At 52.2% G+C, this 20,637-nt stretch carries 15 protein-coding genes and 1 tRNA gene; 5 read left to right on the forward strand and 11 right to left on the reverse strand.

Annotated elements, in window-relative coordinates; genetic code table 11:
• Positions 1 to 189: 189 nt before the first annotated feature.
• A tRNA-Sec gene (locus E0D98_RS07535) sits at positions 190 to 284 on the reverse strand.
• Between the two features lie 292 nt (positions 285 to 576).
• Here E0D98_RS07535 and E0D98_RS07540 point away from each other — a divergent pair.
• On the forward strand, positions 577 to 1,959 hold the full coding sequence (locus tag E0D98_RS07540; protein WP_000834439.1) for a glycoside-pentoside-hexuronide family transporter: 1,383 nt from the start codon (positions 577 to 579) through the stop codon (positions 1,957 to 1,959).
• A gap of 9 nt (positions 1,960 to 1,968) precedes the next feature.
• On the forward strand, positions 1,969 to 4,287 hold the full coding sequence (yicI, locus tag E0D98_RS07545; RefSeq protein WP_000702899.1) for an alpha-xylosidase: 2,319 nt from the start codon (positions 1,969 to 1,971) through the stop codon (positions 4,285 to 4,287).
• Positions 4,288 to 4,339: 52 nt separating this feature from the next.
• Here the strand turns inward: yicI and E0D98_RS07550 are convergent, their stop codons facing one another.
• Both E0D98_RS07550 and xanP read right to left on the reverse strand, forming a co-directional pair.
• Positions 4,340 to 6,049: an AsmA family protein gene (locus tag E0D98_RS07550; RefSeq protein WP_131890574.1), complete on the reverse strand. Its 1,710-nt coding sequence runs from the start codon at positions 6,047 to 6,049 to the stop codon at positions 4,340 to 4,342.
• Positions 6,050 to 6,169: 120 nt separating this feature from the next.
• Positions 6,170 to 7,561, reverse strand: a complete 1,392-nt coding sequence (gene xanP, locus E0D98_RS07555; protein WP_001295238.1) for a xanthine/proton symporter XanP — start codon at positions 7,559 to 7,561, stop codon at positions 6,170 to 6,172.
• 279 nt (positions 7,562 to 7,840) lie between these two features.
• Here xanP and gltS point away from each other — a divergent pair, with 279 nt between their 5' ends.
• Positions 7,841 to 9,046: a sodium/glutamate symporter gene (gltS, locus tag E0D98_RS07560; RefSeq protein WP_000468836.1), complete on the forward strand. Its 1,206-nt coding sequence runs from the start codon at positions 7,841 to 7,843 to the stop codon at positions 9,044 to 9,046.
• A 2-nt stretch (positions 9,047 to 9,048) separates the two neighbouring features.
• Positions 9,049 to 9,915 carry a hypothetical protein gene (locus E0D98_RS07565; protein WP_000747329.1) on the forward strand — a complete coding sequence of 289 codons (867 nt, stop codon included), beginning with the start codon at positions 9,049 to 9,051 and terminating at the stop codon, positions 9,913 to 9,915.
• On the opposite strand, the gene recG is transcribed toward E0D98_RS07565, so the two are convergent.
• The 5 genes from recG to gmk are packed head-to-tail and all read right to left on the reverse strand — an operon-like array spanning position 9,900 to position 15,763.
• Complete coding sequence (gene recG / locus E0D98_RS07570) at positions 9,900 to 11,981, reverse strand: ATP-dependent DNA helicase RecG (RefSeq protein WP_000678448.1); 2,082 nt, start codon at positions 11,979 to 11,981, stop codon at positions 9,900 to 9,902. The two genes, E0D98_RS07565 and recG, sit on opposite strands and share 16 nt — an antisense overlap.
• A gap of 5 nt (positions 11,982 to 11,986) precedes the next feature.
• Positions 11,987 to 12,676, reverse strand: coding sequence for a tRNA (guanosine(18)-2'-O)-methyltransferase TrmH (gene trmH / locus E0D98_RS07575; protein ID WP_001070177.1), 690 nt, complete (start codon positions 12,674 to 12,676; stop codon positions 11,987 to 11,989).
• A gap of 6 nt (positions 12,677 to 12,682) precedes the next feature.
• Positions 12,683 to 14,791 (reverse strand): bifunctional GTP diphosphokinase/guanosine-3',5'-bis pyrophosphate 3'-pyrophosphohydrolase, encoded by a 2,109-nt coding sequence (spoT, locus tag E0D98_RS07580; protein ID WP_000280488.1) that lies wholly within the window; start codon positions 14,789 to 14,791, stop codon positions 12,683 to 12,685.
• 18 nt (positions 14,792 to 14,809) lie between these two features.
• Positions 14,810 to 15,085 (reverse strand): DNA-directed RNA polymerase subunit omega, encoded by a 276-nt coding sequence (rpoZ, locus tag E0D98_RS07585; RefSeq protein WP_000135058.1) that lies wholly within the window; start codon positions 15,083 to 15,085, stop codon positions 14,810 to 14,812.
• A gap of 54 nt (positions 15,086 to 15,139) precedes the next feature.
• The gene (gene gmk, locus E0D98_RS07590) at positions 15,140 to 15,763 is read right to left on the reverse strand and encodes a guanylate kinase (RefSeq protein ID WP_001295237.1); all 624 of its coding nucleotides are present in this window, start codon (positions 15,761 to 15,763) and stop codon (positions 15,140 to 15,142) included.
• A gap of 257 nt (positions 15,764 to 16,020) precedes the next feature.
• On the opposite strand from gmk, the gene ligB reads away from it, so the two are divergent.
• Complete coding sequence (gene ligB / locus E0D98_RS07595; RefSeq protein ID WP_000870053.1) at positions 16,021 to 17,703, forward strand: NAD-dependent DNA ligase LigB; 1,683 nt, start codon at positions 16,021 to 16,023, stop codon at positions 17,701 to 17,703.
• Here ligB and E0D98_RS07600 read toward each other — a convergent pair.
• From E0D98_RS07600 to E0D98_RS07610, 3 genes are all read right to left on the reverse strand, one after another.
• Positions 17,700 to 18,317 carry a trimeric intracellular cation channel family protein gene (locus tag E0D98_RS07600; RefSeq protein WP_000924289.1) on the reverse strand — a complete coding sequence of 206 codons (618 nt, stop codon included), beginning with the start codon at positions 18,315 to 18,317 and terminating at the stop codon, positions 17,700 to 17,702. The two genes, ligB and E0D98_RS07600, sit on opposite strands and share 4 nt — an antisense overlap.
• 291 nt (positions 18,318 to 18,608) lie before the next feature.
• On the reverse strand, positions 18,609 to 19,433 hold the full coding sequence (gene dinD / locus E0D98_RS07605; RefSeq protein ID WP_001297374.1) for a DNA damage-inducible protein D: 825 nt from the start codon (positions 19,431 to 19,433) through the stop codon (positions 18,609 to 18,611).
• 220 nt (positions 19,434 to 19,653) lie between these two features.
• Complete coding sequence (locus E0D98_RS07610; RefSeq protein ID WP_000621336.1) at positions 19,654 to 20,517, reverse strand: YicC/YloC family endoribonuclease; 864 nt, start codon at positions 20,515 to 20,517, stop codon at positions 19,654 to 19,656.
• Positions 20,518 to 20,637: the final 120 nt, after the last annotated feature.

The following is a 20,637-nucleotide window of genomic DNA, read 5'->3' on the forward strand; positions in this document are numbered from 1 at the left end:
GTTGTTATCTATCATATTTTACCAATTATGGGGGTGCTGATATTTCAATAGGAAATAATACCCCCTAAAGTACCCCCAAAAGCAACTTGATGCGGAGTGAAGTCGGTTGACTTCTGGATACAAAAGAATCCTGATATACAAGGAATTAGAAGGGGGGATTGACATCGGGAGAGTTCAGAAGATGTTAATTGGCGGAAGATCACAGGAGTCGAACCTGCCCGGGACCGCTGGCGGCCCCAACTGGATTTGAAGTCCAGCCGCCTCACCGGAGACGACGATCTTCCGCGCCTCGATTGCTACATGGAGGCGGGGCGCATTATAGCTACTTCCTTGAGTTTCTACATCCCCCAGATCAGTTTTTTCCGCCTAATACACGCAGCGTATTATCACGAAAGCATTATAGTTCATATAAAACCCATATTTTACAATGATATATGAGCGGAATTAACGCTACCACGATCACATAAAACAAGAATCATAAATTAATAACCAGATATCGGAATATTCGCTCTCACAGGGATGGTTTACAAAATGCGTTATCGGTCTCAGCACCCCTATAGCATCAAGGAAAAGCAGATGAAGAGTGAAGTGTTGTCCGTTAAAGAGAAAATTGGTTATGGCATGGGAGACGCCGCCAGCCACATTATTTTCGATAACGTAATGTTATATATGATGTTCTTTTATACCGATATTTTTGGCATTCCTGCCGGATTTGTCGGAACCATGTTTTTGGTCGCTCGTGCACTGGATGCGATTTCCGATCCTTGCATGGGGTTGTTGGCCGATCGAACGCGCTCTCGCTGGGGTAAATTTCGTCCGTGGGTACTGTTTGGCGCACTGCCATTCGGGATCGTCTGTGTACTGGCCTATAGCACGCCAGATCTCAGTATGAACGGCAAAATGATCTATGCAGCAATTACTTACACCCTACTTACCTTACTTTATACCGTCGTCAATATCCCTTACTGCGCATTGGGTGGTGTAATCACCAATGACCCGACTCAGCGTATCTCGCTGCAATCCTGGCGTTTTGTGCTGGCGACCGCGGGAGGCATGCTTTCTACTGTTCTGATGATGCCACTGGTTAATTTAATTGGCGGTGATAATAAACCACTCGGTTTCCAGGGCGGTATCGCGGTCCTTTCCGTGGTGGCATTCATGATGCTGGCATTTTGTTTCTTCACCACTAAAGAACGCGTTGAAGCACCACCTACAACAACGTCTATGCGGGAAGATTTACGTGATATCTGGCAAAACGACCAGTGGCGGATTGTCGGTTTACTAACCATTTTCAATATCCTGGCGGTGTGCGTACGCGGTGGGGCGATGATGTATTACGTCACATGGATTTTGGGCACGCCGGAAGTGTTTGTCGCTTTTCTCACCACTTATTGCGTGGGTAACCTGATTGGTTCCGCACTGGCAAAACCTCTGACCGACTGGAAATGTAAAGTCACTATCTTCTGGTGGACGAACGCCCTGCTGGCAGTGATTAGCCTCGCGATGTTCTTTGTTCCCATGCAGGCCAGCATCACTATGTTTGTCTTCATCTTCGTGATTGGTGTGTTGCATCAACTGGTGACACCTATCCAGTGGGTAATGATGTCCGATACCGTCGACTACGGCGAGTGGTGCAATGGTAAACGCCTGACCGGGATCAGTTTTGCTGGCACGCTGTTTGTGCTCAAACTGGGGTTGGCCTTCGGCGGCGCTCTTATCGGCTGGATGCTGGCTTATGGCGGATATGATGCGGCAGAAAAAGCGCAGAACAGCGCCACGATTAGCATCATTATTGCGCTATTCACGATTGTTCCGGCGATCTGTTATTTGCTGAGCGCGATTATCGCTAAACGCTACTACTCACTCACGACGCACAATCTGAAAACCGTTATGGAACAGCTGGCTCAGGGTAAACGCCGTTGCCAGCAACAATTCACCTCTCAAGAAGTGCAGAACTAAGGAACGGCAATGAAAATTAGCGATGGAAACTGGTTGATTCAACCTGGCCTCAATTTGATTCACCCGCTTCAGGTGTTCGAGGTTGAACAGCAGGATAATGAAATGGTGGTCTATGCTGCCCCCCGTGATGTGCGTGAACGTACCTGGCAGCTTGATACGCCTTTATTTACGTTGCGCTTTTTCTCCCCACAGGAAGGTATTGTCGGTGTGCGGATTGAGCATTTTCAGGGGGCGCTGAATAACGGTCCTCATTATCCGCTCAATATTTTGCAGGACGTGAAGGTCACAATCGAAAACACAGAACGTTATGCTGAGTTTAAAAGTGGCAACTTAAGCGCGCGTGTCAGCAAAGGTGAGTTCTGGTCACTGGATTTTCTGCGCAACGGCGAACGTATTACCGGTAGTCAGGTGAAAAATAATGGCTACGTGCAGGACACGAATAATCAACGCAATTATATGTTTGAGCGGCTTGATCTTGGCGTTGGCGAAACAGTTTACGGTCTGGGAGAGCGCTTTACTGCCCTGGTGCGCAATGGCCAGACGGTAGAGACCTGGAACCGGGACGGCGGCACAAGTACTGAACAGGCGTATAAAAATATCCCGTTCTACATGACTAACCGTGGTTATGGGGTACTGGTCAATCATCCCCAGTGTGTCTCTTTTGAAGTGGGATCGGAGAAAGTCTCCAAAGTGCAGTTCAGCGTTGAGAGTGAATATCTCGAATACTTTGTTATCGACGGCCCGACGCCGAAAGCGGTACTTGATCGTTATACCCGCTTTACTGGTCGTCCGGCGCTGCCGCCCGCGTGGTCCTTCGGCCTGTGGCTAACCACTTCATTTACCACCAACTACGACGAAGCGACGGTAAACAGCTTTATCGATGGTATGGCGGAACGCAATCTGCCGCTGCATGTTTTCCACTTTGACTGTTTCTGGATGAAAGCCTTCCAGTGGTGCGATTTTGAGTGGGACCCGCTGACTTTCCCTGACCCGGAAGGGATGATCCGCCGCCTGAAAGCGAAAGGACTGAAAATCTGCGTCTGGATTAACCCCTATATCGGTCAAAAATCCCCCGTCTTTAAAGAGTTACAAGAGAAAGGCTATTTACTCAAACGCCCGGACGGTTCGCTATGGCAGTGGGATAAATGGCAGCCAGGTCTGGCGATTTATGACTTTACCAATCCGGATGCCTGCAAATGGTACGCCGACAAACTGAAAGGTCTGGTCGCGATGGGCGTTGATTGCTTTAAGACCGACTTTGGCGAACGTATCCCAACTGATGTTCAGTGGTTTGACGGTTCCGATCCGCAGAAAATGCATAACCATTATGCGTACATCTACAACGAACTGGTGTGGAACGTGCTCAAGGACACCGTTGGTGAGGAAGAAGCTGTCTTGTTTGCCCGCTCGGCCTCCGTCGGTGCGCAGAAATTCCCGGTACACTGGGGTGGCGATTGTTACGCTAACTACGAATCAATGGCGGAAAGCCTGCGCGGTGGTTTGTCTATTGGCCTTTCAGGTTTTGGCTTCTGGAGCCACGATATCGGCGGCTTTGAAAATACCGCTCCGGCGCACGTTTACAAACGCTGGTGCGCGTTTGGTTTGCTCTCCAGCCATAGCCGTTTACACGGTAGCAAATCTTATCGTGTGCCGTGGGCCTACGATGATGAGTCCTGTGATGTGGTGCGCTTCTTCACGCAACTGAAATGCCGCATGATGCCGTATCTGTATCGTGAAGCTGCGCGTGCGAACGCGCGGGGTACGCCGATGATGCGGGCCATGATGATGGAGTTCCCGGACGATCCGGCTTGTGATTACCTTGACCGTCAATACATGTTAGGCGACAACGTGATGGTTGCGCCGGTGTTCACTGAAGCGGGCGATGTGCAGTTCTACCTGCCGGAAGGTCGCTGGACACACCTGTGGCACAACGATGAACTCGACGGTAGTCGCTGGCATAAACAGCAGCACGGCTTCCTGAGTCTGCCCGTTTATGTGCGTGATAACACTCTACTGGCGCTGGGCAACAACGATCAACGTCCCGATTACGTGTGGCACGAAGGCACGGCATTCCACCTCTTTAATCTGCAAGACGGGCATGAAGCCGTCTGTGAAGTGCCCGCTGCTGACGGTTCGGTGATCTTTACTTTAAAAGCAGCACGTACTGGCAACACGATTACTGTGACTGGTGCGGGCGAGACGAAGAACTGGACACTGTGCTTGCGCAATGTTGTGAAAGTAAATGGTCTGCAAGGTGGTTCGCAGGCTGAAAGTGAGCAGGGGCTGGTGGTGAAGCCTCAAGGGAATGCGCTGACAATTACGTTGTAATCTATTGATGGAATGCCGGGTACGTCTGAGTCGTACCCGGCGAGATTGATGTTTACCGCACCGGCTCCGTCGATGTAACTTCACCGCTGGAAACGATGCCAGCATTCATGGTTTGAGTCACTTGCTGCTTTGCGGCGTTCACGGCATGCAATTGCCCGCTAACCGTAGGTTTCAGCGGGGCATTGGCCTGAATATCTCCACTGGCGGTAAGCTGAATATTGCCGTCGCCAGTCAACGGTAATTCAGGCCATCCCCATTGTTGCAAAATATTCACCGGCACACCGCGTCCATTCAGGCTGATATGGGTCTGACGTTGTGGCGTTTGTGAAACACTGGCAGTGGCTTCCAGAATGCCTTTTTCAGTAAATGCACTCAGTTCGCTGATATTCACCGTGCTGCTGTTGGCGGTCAGCGCCAGCGACGGGCGACGAACATCAACACGATTGAATGTCGCGGCGGCGGCATTCAGATTCGCCGAGCCACTCCAGACGCCCCATTTATGATCGGTAACCAGCGTCAGGTTGGCACCGTAACCATCGAGCGTGGTGAGCTGCCACGGGAAGTCAGGGTCGATATCAATGATCAGATTGCGGCTGGCGCTAAATCTCTTCAGTTGCAGGCTGTTTAACCAACCGGGTGTCGTTTCCATCCACAACTGTTGCCAGTTTTTCGGCAAGGTATATTCCAGCCCGGCAATTGCCGCATCATCAAGGATCAACGTTTTCCCGTCACGCAGCCAGTTCCCTGACGTTCTGACCATACCCCCTTCCCAGCGGCTGGTGAACTGGCGCAGCGCTACGCCCTGCGGGGAAAATTCCGCGTTTATAATCGGGTCAAATAAATGCAGCGAACCATAAATGAACTCGCTAGCGTTCATCGACAGTTTGCCTTCTTGTGTCTGCCAGTCATCTTTACTGAAGGTCATGTTGCGCAAGCTGAGATCGAGGTCGGTCACCGCCCAGTCCGGACCTTGCAAACGAGCATCGATCACTTCCAGGCGACCAATCTGCAACGACGGGACAGAGCGTAATGGCGCAAAGAAGTCGGTTAGCGATTTTTCGCTTTGTAGACGGATATCCGCCATGCGCAGGTTTTCCACTTGCCAGCTGCCGTCGGTGTTACGCTGCGCGTTTCCGGTTAATGTCCCGCGCGCGATGTCGGCACCCAGGTTAGTCAGCGTAACGCGATCGTTATCAATACTGCCTTCAATCAGTACATTGGTGGCAGGAACATCATTGAGCGAAAGCGATCCGGCACTAAACTGAATCTGCGCCTTCGTACCCAGCACTTTACCGGCTTCTGGTGACCACGGAACCACGCCGCCATTTACCCGCTGCGCGCTCAGTTTCCATTCGCTATTCGGGCTATTAAACGCCATATCACGCAGTTGCAGACGATCGGCTTTGAACGGTAGCGGCGCGGTCTGGTCGGTGAGATTCAGCGTCCCGTTTTCCAGCAGGATGGTATCGACATGGCGTGGTTCGGTCAGTTGCCGACTGCTTAGCGCAATGTCGACACTTTTTGCTACCAGGGTCGCGGGCTGACCATCACGACCAAACGTGACGTTCTCCAGCACGATATGAGATGGCGCGGAAAAACGGTGATCCATCGCCCCGAAGGCCAGATGATAGTCGCTATTCTCGGAAACCCATGCGCTGATATGTTCTGCTCCCCAGCGGGTTTGCAGAAGAAAATAGAGGCCAGCGATCACCACTAACAGAGCGATGAGAATGTAGAGAAGCAGCTTCCCAATAAATTTCATGGTCTTCCATCCCGTGAAATGCACATAAGGGAGTTATGCACGATTTACGCGCAATCCTCAAGGCGGGAATGGTGAAAGAGGTGAGACTGCGGCGGTAATTATCTTACCGCCGCCAGTGAATTACTGTTTTTCTGGTGGGAAAATCAGATTCAGCACGATGGCAGTAATACCGCCCGCGGCGATCCCGGAGGAGAGCAGGTTTTTCAGCCATTCAGGGGCAAACTGCAAAATCAGCGGCTGCTGAGACACGCCCAGACCAACCGCCAGCGACAGCGCGATAATCAGAATCGCCCGACGGTTCAGCGGCTCACGAGAAACGATACGCACACCGGAGGCGGCGATGGTGCCAAACATTACAAGCGTTGCGCCGCCCAGAACCGGTTCTGGAATGTGTTGTACAAAACCGCTCACTGCCGGGAACAGACCCAGCACGATCAACATCAGCGCGACGACAAAACCGACATAGCGGCTGGCAACACCAGTCAACTGGATCACTCCGTTGTTTTGCCCGAAGCAGGAGTTCGGGAAGGTGTTAAACACCGCCGAAACAAACGAGTTCAGGCCGTTTGCCAGCACGCCGCCTTTCAGGCGTTTCATGTACAGCGGACCGGACACTGGCTGTTCGGAAACGTCAGAGGTCGCCGTGATATCGCCAATGGTTTCCAGCGAAGTGATCATAAAGACCAGCATCAGCGGCAGCAGCAGACTCCATTCAATGCCAAGACCGTAATAGAGCGGCGTTGGCACCATAATCAGTTCTTGCGTCATCGGTTCGTTGCTTTCTGGCAACATGCCCATAAACCACGCCAGCGCATATCCGGCCGCCATCGCAATCACCAGTGAGGCCACGCGTAAGTAAGGGTTACGTTGACGGTTAAGCAGGATAATTAAGGCTAAGACCACGCCTGCCAGCAGCAGATTTTTCGGTGCGCCGAAGGTGTTATCGCTCATGGCTGCGTAACCGCCGCCAATGGACGTTAACCCAACCTGAATTAGCGACAGGCCGATAATCATCACCACAACGCCAGAAACCAGCGGCGTAATAATGCGGCGCGCCAGATGCAGAACGCGGGAGATCACCATCTCGGTGCAACTTGCCAGCATCAACGTGCCGAACAAAGCCGCCATCATGGTAGGAACATCAGCACCACCGGTTTTCAGCGCGGTACCGCCCATAATCAGCGGGGCAACAAAGTTGAAGCTGGTGCCCTGAATAGACAACAGCCCGGAGCCAACCGGACCCCAGGCCTTAATTTGAATAATCGATGCCACACCGGAGGCAAACAGCGACATACTAATAATGTGTTGCGTGTCTTGTGCCGGTAAACCCAGCGCCTGGCAGATTAATAGCGCTGGCGTGATCACCGCAACGAACATCGCCAGCAGATGCTGACAGGCGGCAAACAGGGTTTGAGGAAGCGGCGGACGATCTTCAAGACGGTAAATCAGTTCGCTGTTTTGAGTCTGCGCAACCGGTTGCGCATTTTCTGACTCGAGGGTGGAAACAGACATCGAAAACAATCCCGTGGTAGCAAAGCGGGCATTTTAGCTGACCGAAAGAGAAAAGCAAACGTTTGCCACATCCTCATCTAAATATTTAAATGAGATAAATGCACTTTTTTATATAACTTTTGGTATTTTTCTGCTTAAAATCCATGCCATTTGTTCATTAACAGCTGAGAATTTGACCCAGGAAAGCATAACTCGATACCCGTCATAGTTCATGAAGTTGCCACTGCGCGATGAAGTATGACGAGTATGAAAGAGTGATGCGGATACAAAGGAGTAACTATGTTTCATCTCGATACTTTAGCAACGCTTGTTGCCGCAACGCTGACGTTGCTGCTCGGGCGTAAGTTGGTCCATTCCGTCTCCTTTTTGAAGAAATACACCATACCGGAACCTGTTGCGGGTGGTTTGTTGGTGGCGCTGGCGCTACTAGTACTGAAAAAAAGCATGGGCTGGGAAGTCAACTTTGATATGTCCCTGCGCGATCCGTTAATGCTGGCTTTCTTCGCCACCATTGGCCTGAACGCCAACATTGCCAGTTTGCGTGCCGGTGGGCGTGTGGTTGGCATCTTCTTGATTGTGGTTGTTGGTCTGTTGGTGATGCAAAATGCCATTGGCATTGGTATGGCTAGCCTGTTAGGGCTTGATCCGCTGATGGGGCTGTTGGCCGGTTCTATTACGCTTTCCGGCGGTCACGGTACGGGCGCTGCGTGGAGTAAATTGTTCATTGAACGTTATGGCTTCACCAATGCGACGGAAGTGGCGATGGCCTGTGCAACGTTCGGTCTGGTGCTGGGCGGCTTGATTGGCGGTCCGGTGGCGCGCTATCTGGTGAAACACTCCACCACGCCGAACGGTATTCCGGATGACCAGGAAGTCCCGACGGCGTTTGAAAAGCCGGATGTGGGCCGCATGATCACCTCGCTGGTGCTGATTGAAACTATCGCGCTGATTGCTATCTGCCTGACGGTGGGGAAAATTGTTGCGCAACTTTTGGCTGGCACTGCTTTTGAACTGCCGACCTTCGTCTGTGTACTGTTTGTTGGCGTGATTCTGAGCAACGGTCTGTCAATGATGGGCTTTTACCGCGTCTTTGAGCGTGCGGTATCCGTGCTGGGTAACGTAAGCCTGTCGTTGTTCCTGGCGATGGCGCTGATGGGGCTGAAACTGTGGGAGCTGGCTTCGCTGGCGCTGCCGATGCTGGCGATTCTGGTGGTACAGACCATCTTCATGGCGTTGTATGCCATCTTCGTTACCTGGCGCATGATGGGCAAAAACTACGATGCGGCAGTGCTGGCTGCGGGTCACTGTGGTTTTGGCCTCGGTGCAACGCCAACGGCAATCGCCAACATGCAGGCGATCACTGAACGCTTTGGCCCGTCGCACATGGCGTTTTTGGTGGTGCCGATGGTCGGTGCGTTCTTTATCGATATCGTCAATGCGCTGGTGATTAAGCTGTATTTAATGTTGCCGATTTTTGCCGGTTAAAAATGAAAAAGCGTCGGAAGGAACCGGAAACGCTACGTGAACACTGTCGCCATATTTTTGGTGATGAGCCGCCAGTGCTCTGTGTATGGGAAACGGAATTTGATTACGCAGATGCCGAACTCAAGGCGCTGGCGGCTAAAGAGTGGCAGCAGATCAGCGAATGGGATTTGAGTGCTTACTATGTACTCAATCTCGTTTATAACGAACCGATGCAAATAGAGTTGTTTCGCTATCTGTTTCCGCTCTGCCTGGCGCAATGGCATGAAACCGTTTTAGCTGGCGGTTATGGTGATCACTTCGAAGAATCCTTAATGAAGGCATTGTGTCGGCCCTATCTCTGGCAGGAGATGATGAATGCTTCCCAACGCCAGCAGGTACGGCAATTTTTACTGGACACCGCGTTGCAGCGTATGGATAACGAGCGTGGTTTCAATAACGTTCTTTGCTGGCTGGCGGTGTTCAATACTCTGGGTGGGGCCGCGCCGTTAATTCGTTCTCTCTGGTCGCGCTGGTGGGCGCTGGATACGCCAGGAAAAGCGGTGTGTGCTATTCAGTATGCCGCGCATCTAATTTATCCCATAGAAGCCAATCCGTTATGGTCGCAAGAATGGATAGGCTGGGGGCATCCATTAGGCCATAAAGATGGCTGGTCCTCTGATAATCGCGCTTTTCTTCGCCAAATGTTAACACCTGAAATGATTGTGGCTGGCGTACAGGCAGCGGCTGAAATTCTGCGTGGTGAACCGGAAGGCGCAATGGCGGCGCGAATTGCACAGGATGCGTATGAGGCAATGGATATCCTCACTATCCAGATTGAAGATTTACTGCGTGACTTGTCTTGTGATGAGTCTGGTCATGCGTTGGAGTAACGTTCCGTCTCCGGCATCCAGCGTTCTATCAGGGCTTTTGCTTGTTGTGGGTAACGTTCGTGAATATGTCGCGCCAGGCGCTGAACTTCCGGGATCATCGCCTGATCGCGCAGTAAATCCGCCACTTTAAACTCAGCATTACCCGTCTGACGCGTACCTAACAGTTCACCCGGTCCGCGAATCTCTAAGTCTTTCTGTGCAATCACAAAACCGTCGTTGCTGTCGCGCAGCACTTGCAGCCGAATTTGCGCGGTTTTGGAGAGCGGCGTTTTGTAGAGCAGCACGCAGTGAGAAGCCACCGCACCACGACCTACACGCCCGCGAAGCTGGTGTAACTGCGCCAGACCCAGACGCTCCGGGTTTTCGATAATCATCAGACTGGCGTTAGGCACATCAACGCCGACTTCAATAACGGTTGTGGCAACCAGCAGGTGTAGCTCACCTTGTTTAAACGACGCCATCACCGCCTGTTTCTCGGCAGGTTTCATCCGCCCGTGTACCAGGCCAACGTTCAACTCTGGTAGCGCCAGTTTCAACTCTTCCCAGGTAGCTTCCGCCGCCTGCGCTTCCAGCAATTCCGACTCTTCAATCAACGTACAAACCCAGTACGCCTGACGACCTTCAGTTATGCAGGCGTGGCGCACGCGGTCAATGATGTCGGTACGGCGGGTATCAGGAATAGCGACCGTAGTCACTGGCGTGCGGCCTGGCGGCAGCTCATCTATCACCGAGGTATCGAGATCGGCATACGCAGTCATTGCCAGCGTGCGGGGGATCGGCGTGGCGGTCATGATCAACTGATGCGGATGGAAGCCTTGCTGCTGGCCTTTCTCCCATAACGCCAGACGCTGATGCACGCCAAAGCGATGTTGTTCGTCGATAATCACCAGCGCCAGACCGTTAAACTGCACCTGTTCCTGGAAGATGGCGTGCGTACCAACAATCATCTGCACCTGACCGCTGGCGATGGCTTCCTGCTGAGACAGTCGCGCTTTGCCTTTCTGCTTACCGGCGAGCCAGCCCACTTCGATACCGAGCGGTTCAAACCAGTTGCGGAAGTTATTGGCGTGCTGCTCGGCGAGTAATTCGGTTGGTGCCATCAATGCTACCTGTTTGCCGTGGGCAATCGCACGCAACGCGGCGAGGGCGGCGACCAGCGTTTTACCGGAACCTACATCGCCCTGCACCAGACGCATCATCGGCACATCCAGCGCCATATCGCGCTCGATCTCCGCCACTACGCGTGCCTGTGCGCCCGTTTGCTTGAACGGTAAGGCGGCGAGGAGTTTATTTTTCAGCGTGTCATTGGCGCTCAGCGGCTGGGCATGAAAACGCTGTGCTCCGGCACGTAAGGCTAACATGCTGAGGTTGTGCGCCAGCAGTTCTTCCAGAATCAGACGACGTTGCGCCGGATGCTGCCCGGTTTCCAGATCGCTAAGCTGTAGCGTCGGTGGCGGGCGGTGCAAAGTGCGCAACGCTTCCGGTAGCGTCATCATTCCTTGTGACAGTTCCGGCGGCAGGAGTTCTTCAATGGCGCAGGTATCGAGCAGATCCAGCGCCTGGTCGGTTAATTTACGCAGCGTGGCCTGCTTTACGCCTTCCGTTGTTGGATAAACCGGCGTGAGCGTTTCCTGTAATTCTGGCGTGCTGAGATCGCCCTGCACGCGGTATTCCGGGTGGATCATCTCCGCACCATATTTACCGCGCTTTGCTTCGCCATAAGCCAGTACACGGCGGCCCGTCGCCAGGCTATTTTTCATTGCCGCGCTGAAATTGAAAAAGCGCATGGTGAGGATGCCGGAACCGTCGCTGATCTGGCAGGTCATCATCCGCCGACCGCCGAAGGAGATATTGCAGTTCAGCACTTCGCCTTCCACCGTGGCATAAACGCCCGGCAGTAGTTCTCCGATGGGGTAGAGATGGGTGCGATCTTCGTAGCGCAGGGGAAGGTGTAAGAGTAGATCCTGCACGGTATGCAGGTTGATTTTCGCCAGTTTGTTACTAAGTGCTGCGCCAACGCCCGTTAGGGAACTGAGTGGGACAGCATCTAACAGGCGACCTTTCATGGCACTTACCCTGCAGCCTGCATAGTAGCCCACCAGTCGGCATCAGCTTCGATCTCGCCTTGCTGATTGACGTGGGGATAAGGCAGGCCTTTGCGTTTTGCGACTTTCGCCAGCACCGGATAGCCGCCTTCAAACAACAGGCGTTGTTGCTCTGCTTCCGGCAACATGCTGTTTTCACGCAGGTACATGCCTGCATTTTGCCGCTGACGCTGGGCTTCGTAAAGAATGAGGGCTGAGGCAACGGAAACATTCAGCGACTGCACCATGCCGATCATCGGAATGATGATGTCCTGATCCGCCAGGGCCAATGCTTCCTGCGTGATGCCCGTTTTCTCCTGTCCCATCAAAATGCAGGTCGGGCGAGTGTAATCAATTTCGCGGAAATCGACAGCGTTATCAGAAAGATGGGTTGCCAGAATCTGCATGCCCTGGCCTTTGAGATGAGCGACGGCATCGCCAATGGTGCGGTGTGTTTTCACCTGTACCCAGCTGTTACTACCCGCCGCTGCCGAAGCCATGGTGCGCATGCGGCTACCAGGCCAGACGGCGTGAACTTCATGTACGCCAACGGCATCTGCGGTACGAATAATCGCAGAAACGTTATGAGGTTTGTGGACCTGCTCCATGCAGACGGTCAGATCAGGCTGCCGCCTGGCGAGCATTTCGCAGATGCGTGCATAACGTGTTGGGTTCATAAAACATTAATTTCGGTTTCGGGTGACTTTAATCACGTCTGGCATCACGCGGATTTTGCGCATGATATTCGCCAGATGCACACGGTCACGAGCGGTCAGACGAATAAAGGCGCTGTAGACGCGACCATCTTTCTCTTCCGTATTCAAACTTTGAATATTCGAGGTCGTGGTGTTAATTGCCGCCGTCAGGTTTGCCAGCGCACCCTGATGATTGAACATCTCCACCTTGATTTCGGTGATGAACTCCTGCGCCGTCTCTTTATCCCATTCCACAGCCATAAACTTCTCTGGCTCTTTCTGGTAGCCACGGATGTTACGGCAGGATTCATGGTGGATCACCAGACCTTTACCGGGGCTGACGTGGGCGATAATCGGGTCGCCAGGAATGGGGCGGCAGCATTTCGCAAAGGTGATCAGCACGCCATCAGCGCCTTTGATCGGCAGATGCCCGTGGCTTTGAGTCGCCGGTGGAATGGAGGCGTCCCCATGTTGTAGATTTTTCGCGACCACCACGCTCATTGCGTTACCAAGGCCGATTTCTGCCAGCAGATCGTCAAGCGTTGCCAGCTTCATGCGATCCAGCTCGCGCTGAATATTTTCCTGCGGGATTTCATTCAGCTTACGGCTACCACCCAAAGCATGGTTGAGCAGACGACGGCCCAGGCTTACAGAATCATCACGCTTGAGGTTTTTCAGCAACTGACGAATTTTGGCGCGCGCTTTTGAGCTAACGACAAAGTTCAGCCACGCGGCATTCGGGCGAGCGCCCGGTGCGGTAATGATTTCAACGGTTTGACCGCTGGTAAGCGGCTGCGACAGCGGGTAAGGCTGGCGGTCAACGCGTGCGCCCACGCAGGCATGACCGATATCGGTATGCACTGCATAAGCGAAGTCGACGGGCGTTGCACCGGCAGGCAGCTCGACAATTCGCCCTTCCGGTGTGAAAACGTAAATCTCATCCGGGAAGAGATCGGATTTAACGCTCTCGATAAATTCAAACGAACTACCGGCGCTCTGTTGCAGCTCCAGCAGGCTTTGCATCCAGCGCTGGGCGCGGATTTGTGCGGTAGTACTGGTTTCGCCGTGCTCTTTATAAGCCCAGTGCGCGGCAACACCCATCTCCGCCATCTGATCCATATCTTCGGTACGGATCTGGACCTCAACCGGCACGCCGTGCGGGCCAATCATCGAGGTGTGCAACGACTGATAGCCGTTCGCTTTAGGAATGGCGATATAGTCTTTCACGCGACCCGGACGCGGCTTGTACAGGCTATGCATTTGCCCGAGCACGCGATAACAGGTGTCAGAATCATTGACGATCACGCGGAAAGCGTAGATGTCCATGATTGAGTGAAAACGCTGCTCTTTGAGCACCATTTTGCAGTAAATCGAATAAAGATGCTTTTCGCGACCACTGACGCGGCACGGTATTCCCGCTTCCTGCAAACGCCCTTCGATTTCAGAGAGGATTTTTTGGATCATCTCTTTACGGTTGCCGCGCGCGGCTTTCACCACTTCTTTAATTACGCGGTAACGATTGGGATACAGCGCCTCAAAACCCAGCTCTTCGAGTTCGGTTTTAATGTGGTGGATACCTAAACGGTGCGCCAGCGGGCTATAAATTTCGAGAGTTTCACGGGCGATGCGGCGACGTTTGTCCGGGCGAAGTGAGCCCAGCGTGCGCATGTTGTGGGTACGGTCGGCAAGTTTGATGAGAATGACGCGGATATCCTGCACCATCGCCATAATCATCTTGCGAAAGTTTTCGGCCTGCGCCTCTTTCTTATCGCGGAACTTGAGCTTATCAAGTTTCGACACCCCCTCTACCAGCTCGGCGACGCTTTTACCAAAAAGCTGTTCCATGTCCTGGTAGGTGGCGGGAGTATCTTCAATCACGTCATGCAGCAGCGCCGCCATCAGCGTTTCATAGTCGAGTTTCATCTCGGCCAGAATGCAGGCAACCGCTACCGGGTGCGTGATATAGGGTTCACCGCTTGAACGTGTTTGCCCCTCGTGAGCATCACGTGCAACGAGATACGCCTGCCGCAGACGCTTGATTTGGTCTTCCGGCAGGTAGGTTTGAATCAGTTGATTCAGGCTTTCAAACAGATACAAGGGCGACCCGCTTTGTGATTAACGACGACCTTCAGCAATAGCGGTAACGGCTTGTAATTCAGCGGCTTCCTGCTCTTGCTGTTCCTGGCGTTCGCGAACGTCGAGGATCTGGTTGTTGATCAGACCTTCTTCGATTTCGCGCAGCGCGATTACAGTGGTTTTATCGTTTTCTTCCGGTACCAGCGGATCCTTTCCGCCTACCTGCATCTGACGAGCGCGACGCGCGGCGACCAGTACCAGGTCAAAACGGTTACCAATTTTCTCTACAGCGTCCTGAACAGTTACGCGTGCCATACTTAAAAAGCTCCACAGGTGAAGAAATGACTGGGCATGATACTGAAATCAGGTTCAGTCTGCCAACAATTTGCTGATTAAAGCGTCATGACGCTGCTTTTGGCGGCTCATGCGCAGACGTTCGGCGCGAATAATGGTCTTCAAATCGGTCAACGCGGTATCGAAGTCATCATTCACAATCAGATAATCATATTCGGCGTAATGGCTCATTTCTGCAACAGCTTGCGCCATACGCTTTGCAATGACCTCTTCGCTGTCCTGACCGCGACCGCGTAGACGGCGGTCCAGTTCAATTTTGGACGGCGGTAAAATAAAGATACTCCGCGCGTGCGGCATTTTCTGGCGAATTTGCTGCGCGCCCTGCCAGTCGATATCGAGAAAAACATCGACACCGGTCGCCAGTACTTGCTCAATGGCCTCACGCGAAGTGCCATAGTAATTACCAAAAACTTCTGCGTGTTCGAGGAACGCATCTCTGCTAATCATTTCTTTAAATTCATCATGATTAACAAAGAAATAATGTTCACCGTGGACTTCACCAGGACGCGGTTGGCGTGTGGTGTGTGAAACAGAAACCTGGGTGTCATACAACGGTTGGGTTTTTAATAAAGCCTGAATCAGGCTGGATTTACCCGCGCCACTGGGGGCAGAAACAATATAAAGCGTGCCTTGAGCCATGAGTATCTTTCGTATGTGATTAGCGAAATAAAGCCTACATACGAGCTTATTATACACGGCGCGGCCATGTGACGTAGCCCTTGCTCACACTTTTTGCGCAAAGTTGTTGCGTTTTGCGTAGCTGCTTCCGCATTTGCCTGTCATTCACTGCAATAAAGACGATTTTCAGGAAGCGTCCTCGCAGACTCCGTTTTTGCCACTCGGCTTTGCTTTCATCACGTTGTATATCTGCCTGACTACCTACAGCGGAGGTGATGATGAAAGTATGGATGGCGATATTAATAAGTATCTTGTGCTGGCAATCATCTGTGTGGGCGGTCTGTCCGGCCTGGTCGCCAGCCAGAGCACAGGAAGAAATTTCCCGCCTGCAACAGCAAATAAAACAGTGGGACGATGACTACTGGAAGGAAGGAAAAAGTGAGGTGGAAGACGGTGTTTACGATCAGTTAAGCGCCCGTCTTACGCAGTGGCAACGCTGCTTTGGGAGCGAGCCCCGCGACGTGATGATGCCGCCTTTAAATGGTGCGGTTATGCATCCGGTTGCCCATACGGGTGTACGCAAAATGGTGGATAAAAACGCATTAAGTCTGTGGATGCGAGAACGTAGCGATCTTTGGGTGCAGCCAAAAGTTGATGGCGTTGCGGTAACCCTGGTTTATCGGGACGGGAAACTGAACAAAGCAATCAGTCGCGGTAATGGCCTGAAAGGCGAGGACTGGACGCAGAAAGTTAGCTTAATTTCCGCTGTGCCGCAAACCGTTAGCGGGCCTTTAGCCAACAGTACGCTTCAGGGGGAAATATTTCTCCAGCGCGAGGGGCATATCCAACAACAAATGGGGGGAATAAATGCCCGCGCAAAAGTTGCTGGCCTGATGATGCGCCAGGACGATAGCGACACGCTGAATTCTCTGGGCGTTTTTGTCTGGGCATGGCCGGATGGACCGCAGTTAATGACCGATCGTTTAAAGGAGCTGGCTACCGCAGGTTTTACTCTAACGCAGAGGTATACCCGTGCGGTTAAAAATGCTGATGAGGTTGCGCGCGTACGCAATGAGTGGTGGAAAGCGAAATTACCCTTCGTCACCGATGGCGTGGTTGTGCGAGGGGCGAAAGAACCCGAATCCCGCCATTGGCTACCAGGCCAGGCAGAATGGCTGGTGGCCTGGAAATATCAACCTGTAGCTCAGGTTGCCGAAGTGAAGGCGATTCAGTTTGCGGTGGGTAAGAGCGGTAAAATATCGGTGGTTGCGTCACTCGCACCTGTCATGCTGGATGATAAAAAAGTCCAGCGGGTGAATATTGGTTCCGTCAGGCGCTGGCAGGAGTGGGATATTGCGCCTGGTGATCAGATCCTCGTCAGCCTTGCCGGTCAGGGTATTCCTCGCATTGATGATGTGGTCTGGCGCGGTGCAGAACGTACAAAACCGACACCACCAGAAAACCGCTTTAACTCGTTGACCTGCTACTTTGCTTCTGATGTTTGTCAGGAACAGTTCATTTCACGCTTAGTCTGGCTGGGGTCAAAACAGGTTCTGGGGCTGGATGGTATTGGTGAGGCCGGCTGGCGCGCGCTGCATCAGACTCATCGCTTTGAGCATATCTTTTCCTGGCTTTTATTAACGCCAGAGCAATTACAGAACACGCCGGGGATCGCGAAAAGTAAAAGTGCGCAGCTATGGCATCGGTTTAATCTGGCTCGTAAGCAGCCTTTTACTCGCTGGGTGATGGCAATGGGAATACCGCTAACCCGGGCGGCGCTTAATGCCAGTGATGAACGGTCCTGGTCGCAACTTTTATTTAGCACGGAGCAGTTCTGGCAGCAGCTGCCGGGGACTGGATCGGGGCGCGCCAGACAGGTTATTGAATGGAAGGAAAATGCGCAAATCAAGAAGCTGGGCAGTTGGCTGGCTGCCCAGCAGATCACAGGTTTTGAACCTTAGTGTCCTTCGTGGCTGTAGTAAAAGACCGGTAATCCCAGCTTAAGGCGTAGCGCCAGTAAGCGGGCAAAAAAGCCGAATACCAGGGTGGAGATAATTACCACATCATGGTTAGAAACATAGTGTTGCAGCGCGATGTACAGCACGGCGGAGGCAAATGAGACACCGGCATACAACTCTTTCTGGAATACCAGTGGGATACGTTTACAGAACATATCGCGCAAAACGCCGCCAAACACGCCGGTGGTTACCGCCGCGACAACGGCAATAATTGGGCCGTGCCCCATATCCAGTGCAACCTGTGCGCCGATGATAGAAAAGACCACCAGTCCAAGCGCATCGAGCACCAGAAACACTTTGCGCAGGTAAGGCATTACAGGAGCAACGATAGTGGTGAGTACTGCGGCGGTAGCGACGATAATCACATATTCCGGGTGTTTGACCCAGCCGAGCGGATAGTGGCCCAGCAGAATATCGCGCACTGACCCTCCGCCAATTGCGGTGGCGGTCGCAATAATAATTACGCCAAATGTATCCATGCGGCGTCGCCCGGCCGCCAGAGCCCCCGTCATGGCTTCGGCAGTAATGCCAACCAAATACAAAATGTGTAACAGCATGGTTCTCTCCCTAAAAATCTGTCTGGCAGGGTAGCGATTTGTGCGTATTGTCACGATTGAGATTTTTTAAGGTGAGAGGAAATTGATAACTTGTAGTTATGTGAAATCGCTATTTTCTGTAGCGTAGATGCATTCTTCTGACTTCTTGTCTGAGAAAATGCATAAGAAAAAATAGGTTAAAATTGAGGGGTGGAAAAGAAAGGTGCAATGTTTAGCCATTGTGTTCACCGCACCTGGACTTTGGCTTACGCATCGGGTATCTCAATCAACAAAAAGAGTTTTTAGTTTCTGCTATTTCTTCTCTGTAATTTTTACACTGTTTTCCAACTGCTTGATGCTGACCTGCGGGGTCGGCAACTCCTCAGGCATGGTTCCGCCAAGTTCCTGAATGGTTTGCCTCACCTTGCTACCCACGTCAAAGTGTGTGGTATTAGCTTGCTGTTTTGAATTCACGCCATCCCGCTTGAGTTTTTCTTCTGTTTGGGTAGCTCGAAAGAGATTAGCCGCCAGTTCTGTTGAACCCATATGATCCAGGATCTTCTGACTCTTTTTCAGCCCCTTCCGCTGATGGATGGCTTTCTGATCTAATCCACCATACAGCCCCCGGTAACCATGATTCTGAAATATGGCGAAATCGATAGCTGTCGCTACCCCAGCTTGCTGCGCTGCCTCAACCAATTGTTTGTTATGTTCTTTCAATTCATTTCTCAGAAAAAGACGCTTTTCGTCTTCACGAAGTTGCCTGAAAGCTTCATCGTCAGCCAGCTCCTGCCGTCGGGTCTGGATAGCAAAATAAGTTTGCCCTGCCGCAATAACCGGTTTCGCAGGGTCGCCGTTTTGTACTACCAGGTAACAGGCATAGCGGGAGAGATGAACATCTTCAAGTTCTCGTTGAGCCCCTGAACCTAATACAACCATTTTGGTGGTTTCAACGAAATGGTCAGATGCAGCTTGATTGCTGGCTTCGCACGCTTGAGTCGCGCGGGCCAGTACCTTTTGAAAATTGCGCCAGTCCCGATAATCCAGTAACGGTGCCAATTCTCTAGCTGACCAAAATTCTTGCCCTTCAGTGCCATAATGCCGTATTTCTTCAAAAGGTTGATGATGTTCGTTCATTGCCCACTCCATGTGATATCGATTGCAAAGAAAGTAAATCTGTAACTGTATTTATATACAGTTGTGAGTATCTCACGTTCTCAGTGTGCTGGGCAAAAAAACATCGCAAAATCTGGAGCAGGCACGCAAAACAGAATTGAAGTTGCGGGGAAGAAAAATGCCGCTCTGTTTGAGTGGGCGGCATTTGTGAAGGCTGAAAAGTAAGAATTGGCGTTACGAGTTATTCAATGTTCTGAATCTGCTCGCGCATCTGCTCAATCAACACTTTCAGCTCAATCGCGGAGTTTGTCACTTCGGCATTGATAGACTTCGACGCAAGAGTGTTCGACTCGCGGTTGAATTCCTGCATCATAAAGTCCAGACGACGACCAACGGCTTCTTTTTTCTTCAGAATGTTGTAGGTCTCTTTGACATGCGCTTCCAGGCGGTCCAGTTCTTCGGCAACGTCAATTCGTTGTGCCAGCAGAACCAGCTCCTGCTCCAGACGGTTGTTTTCCAACTGAACCTGAGCATCTTCCAGCTTCGCGACCAGACGCTCACGCTGCCATTGCAGGATTTCCGGCATATGGGCGCGGACTTTGACCACTTCGGCGGTGACGCCTTCCAGACGCTGCTCGATCAATGCTTTCAGTGCCTGACCTTCGGTTTCGCGCGCGACAATAAAGTCGTCCAGCGTACCATCCAGCGCCGCGAGAATTTCAGCGGCAATGGCGTCAAGATCCTGCTCCTGGGCTGCCATCACGCCCGGCCAGCGTAGAATATCAACCGGGTTGATTTCCCCTTCGTCACTCTGCATTTTTACCCAGTTCGCGGCAGTTACCAGCTGTTTAGCCAGTTTTTCGTTGAGGATCAGCTCACCTTGCGCGCTAACATCTGGCTCATAGCGCAGGGTACATTCCACTTTACCGCGCGTCAGGCGAGAACGAATACGCTCGCGAACGACAGGTTCAAGGCTACGGAACTGCTCCGGCAGACGAAAGTAAGTTTCCAGATAACGCTGGTTTACCGAGCGCATTTCCCAGGTTGCGCTCCCCCATTCACCCTTGATTTCACGCCGGGCGTAGGCGGTCATACTGCGGATCATAGACGTTCCTGTTTATAAAAGGAGAGGTGGAAGGATTATAGCCATCGATGCCTTGTCAGGATAGGAATAACCGCCGGAAGTCCGTATAATGCGCAGCCACATTTGTTTCAAGCCGGAGAT

Source organism: Escherichia sp. KCJ4928 (assembly GCF_004352695.1).
Classification (GTDB): domain Bacteria; phylum Pseudomonadota; class Gammaproteobacteria; order Enterobacterales; family Enterobacteriaceae; genus ECMA0423.

Excerpts from the sequence above, each read along its gene's own strand:
- E0D98_RS07540 (WP_000834439.1), top strand. The coding sequence starts at position 577 with ATGAAGAGTGAAGTGTTGTCCGTTAAAGAGAAAATTGGTTATGGCATG.
- yicI (WP_000702899.1), top strand. The coding sequence starts at position 1,969 with ATGAAAATTAGCGATGGAAACTGGTTGATTCAACCTGGCCTCAATTTG.
- E0D98_RS07550 (WP_131890574.1), bottom strand. The coding sequence starts at position 6,049 with ATGAAATTTATTGGGAAGCTGCTTCTCTACATTCTCATCGCTCTGTTA.
- xanP (WP_001295238.1), bottom strand. The coding sequence starts at position 7,561 with ATGTCTGTTTCCACCCTCGAGTCAGAAAATGCGCAACCGGTTGCGCAG.
- gltS (WP_000468836.1), top strand. The coding sequence starts at position 7,841 with ATGTTTCATCTCGATACTTTAGCAACGCTTGTTGCCGCAACGCTGACG.
- E0D98_RS07565 (WP_000747329.1), top strand. The coding sequence starts at position 9,049 with ATGAAAAAGCGTCGGAAGGAACCGGAAACGCTACGTGAACACTGTCGC.
- recG (WP_000678448.1), bottom strand. The coding sequence starts at position 11,981 with ATGAAAGGTCGCCTGTTAGATGCTGTCCCACTCAGTTCCCTAACGGGC.
- trmH (WP_001070177.1), bottom strand. The coding sequence starts at position 12,676 with ATGAACCCAACACGTTATGCACGCATCTGCGAAATGCTCGCCAGGCGG.
- rpoZ (WP_000135058.1), bottom strand. The coding sequence starts at position 15,085 with ATGGCACGCGTAACTGTTCAGGACGCTGTAGAGAAAATTGGTAACCGT.
- gmk (WP_001295237.1), bottom strand. The coding sequence starts at position 15,763 with ATGGCTCAAGGCACGCTTTATATTGTTTCTGCCCCCAGTGGCGCGGGT.
- ligB (WP_000870053.1), top strand. The coding sequence starts at position 16,021 with ATGAAAGTATGGATGGCGATATTAATAAGTATCTTGTGCTGGCAATCA.
- E0D98_RS07600 (WP_000924289.1), bottom strand. The coding sequence starts at position 18,317 with ATGCTGTTACACATTTTGTATTTGGTTGGCATTACTGCCGAAGCCATG.
- dinD (WP_001297374.1), bottom strand. The coding sequence starts at position 19,433 with ATGAACGAACATCATCAACCTTTTGAAGAAATACGGCATTATGGCACT.
- E0D98_RS07610 (WP_000621336.1), bottom strand. The coding sequence starts at position 20,517 with ATGATCCGCAGTATGACCGCCTACGCCCGGCGTGAAATCAAGGGTGAA.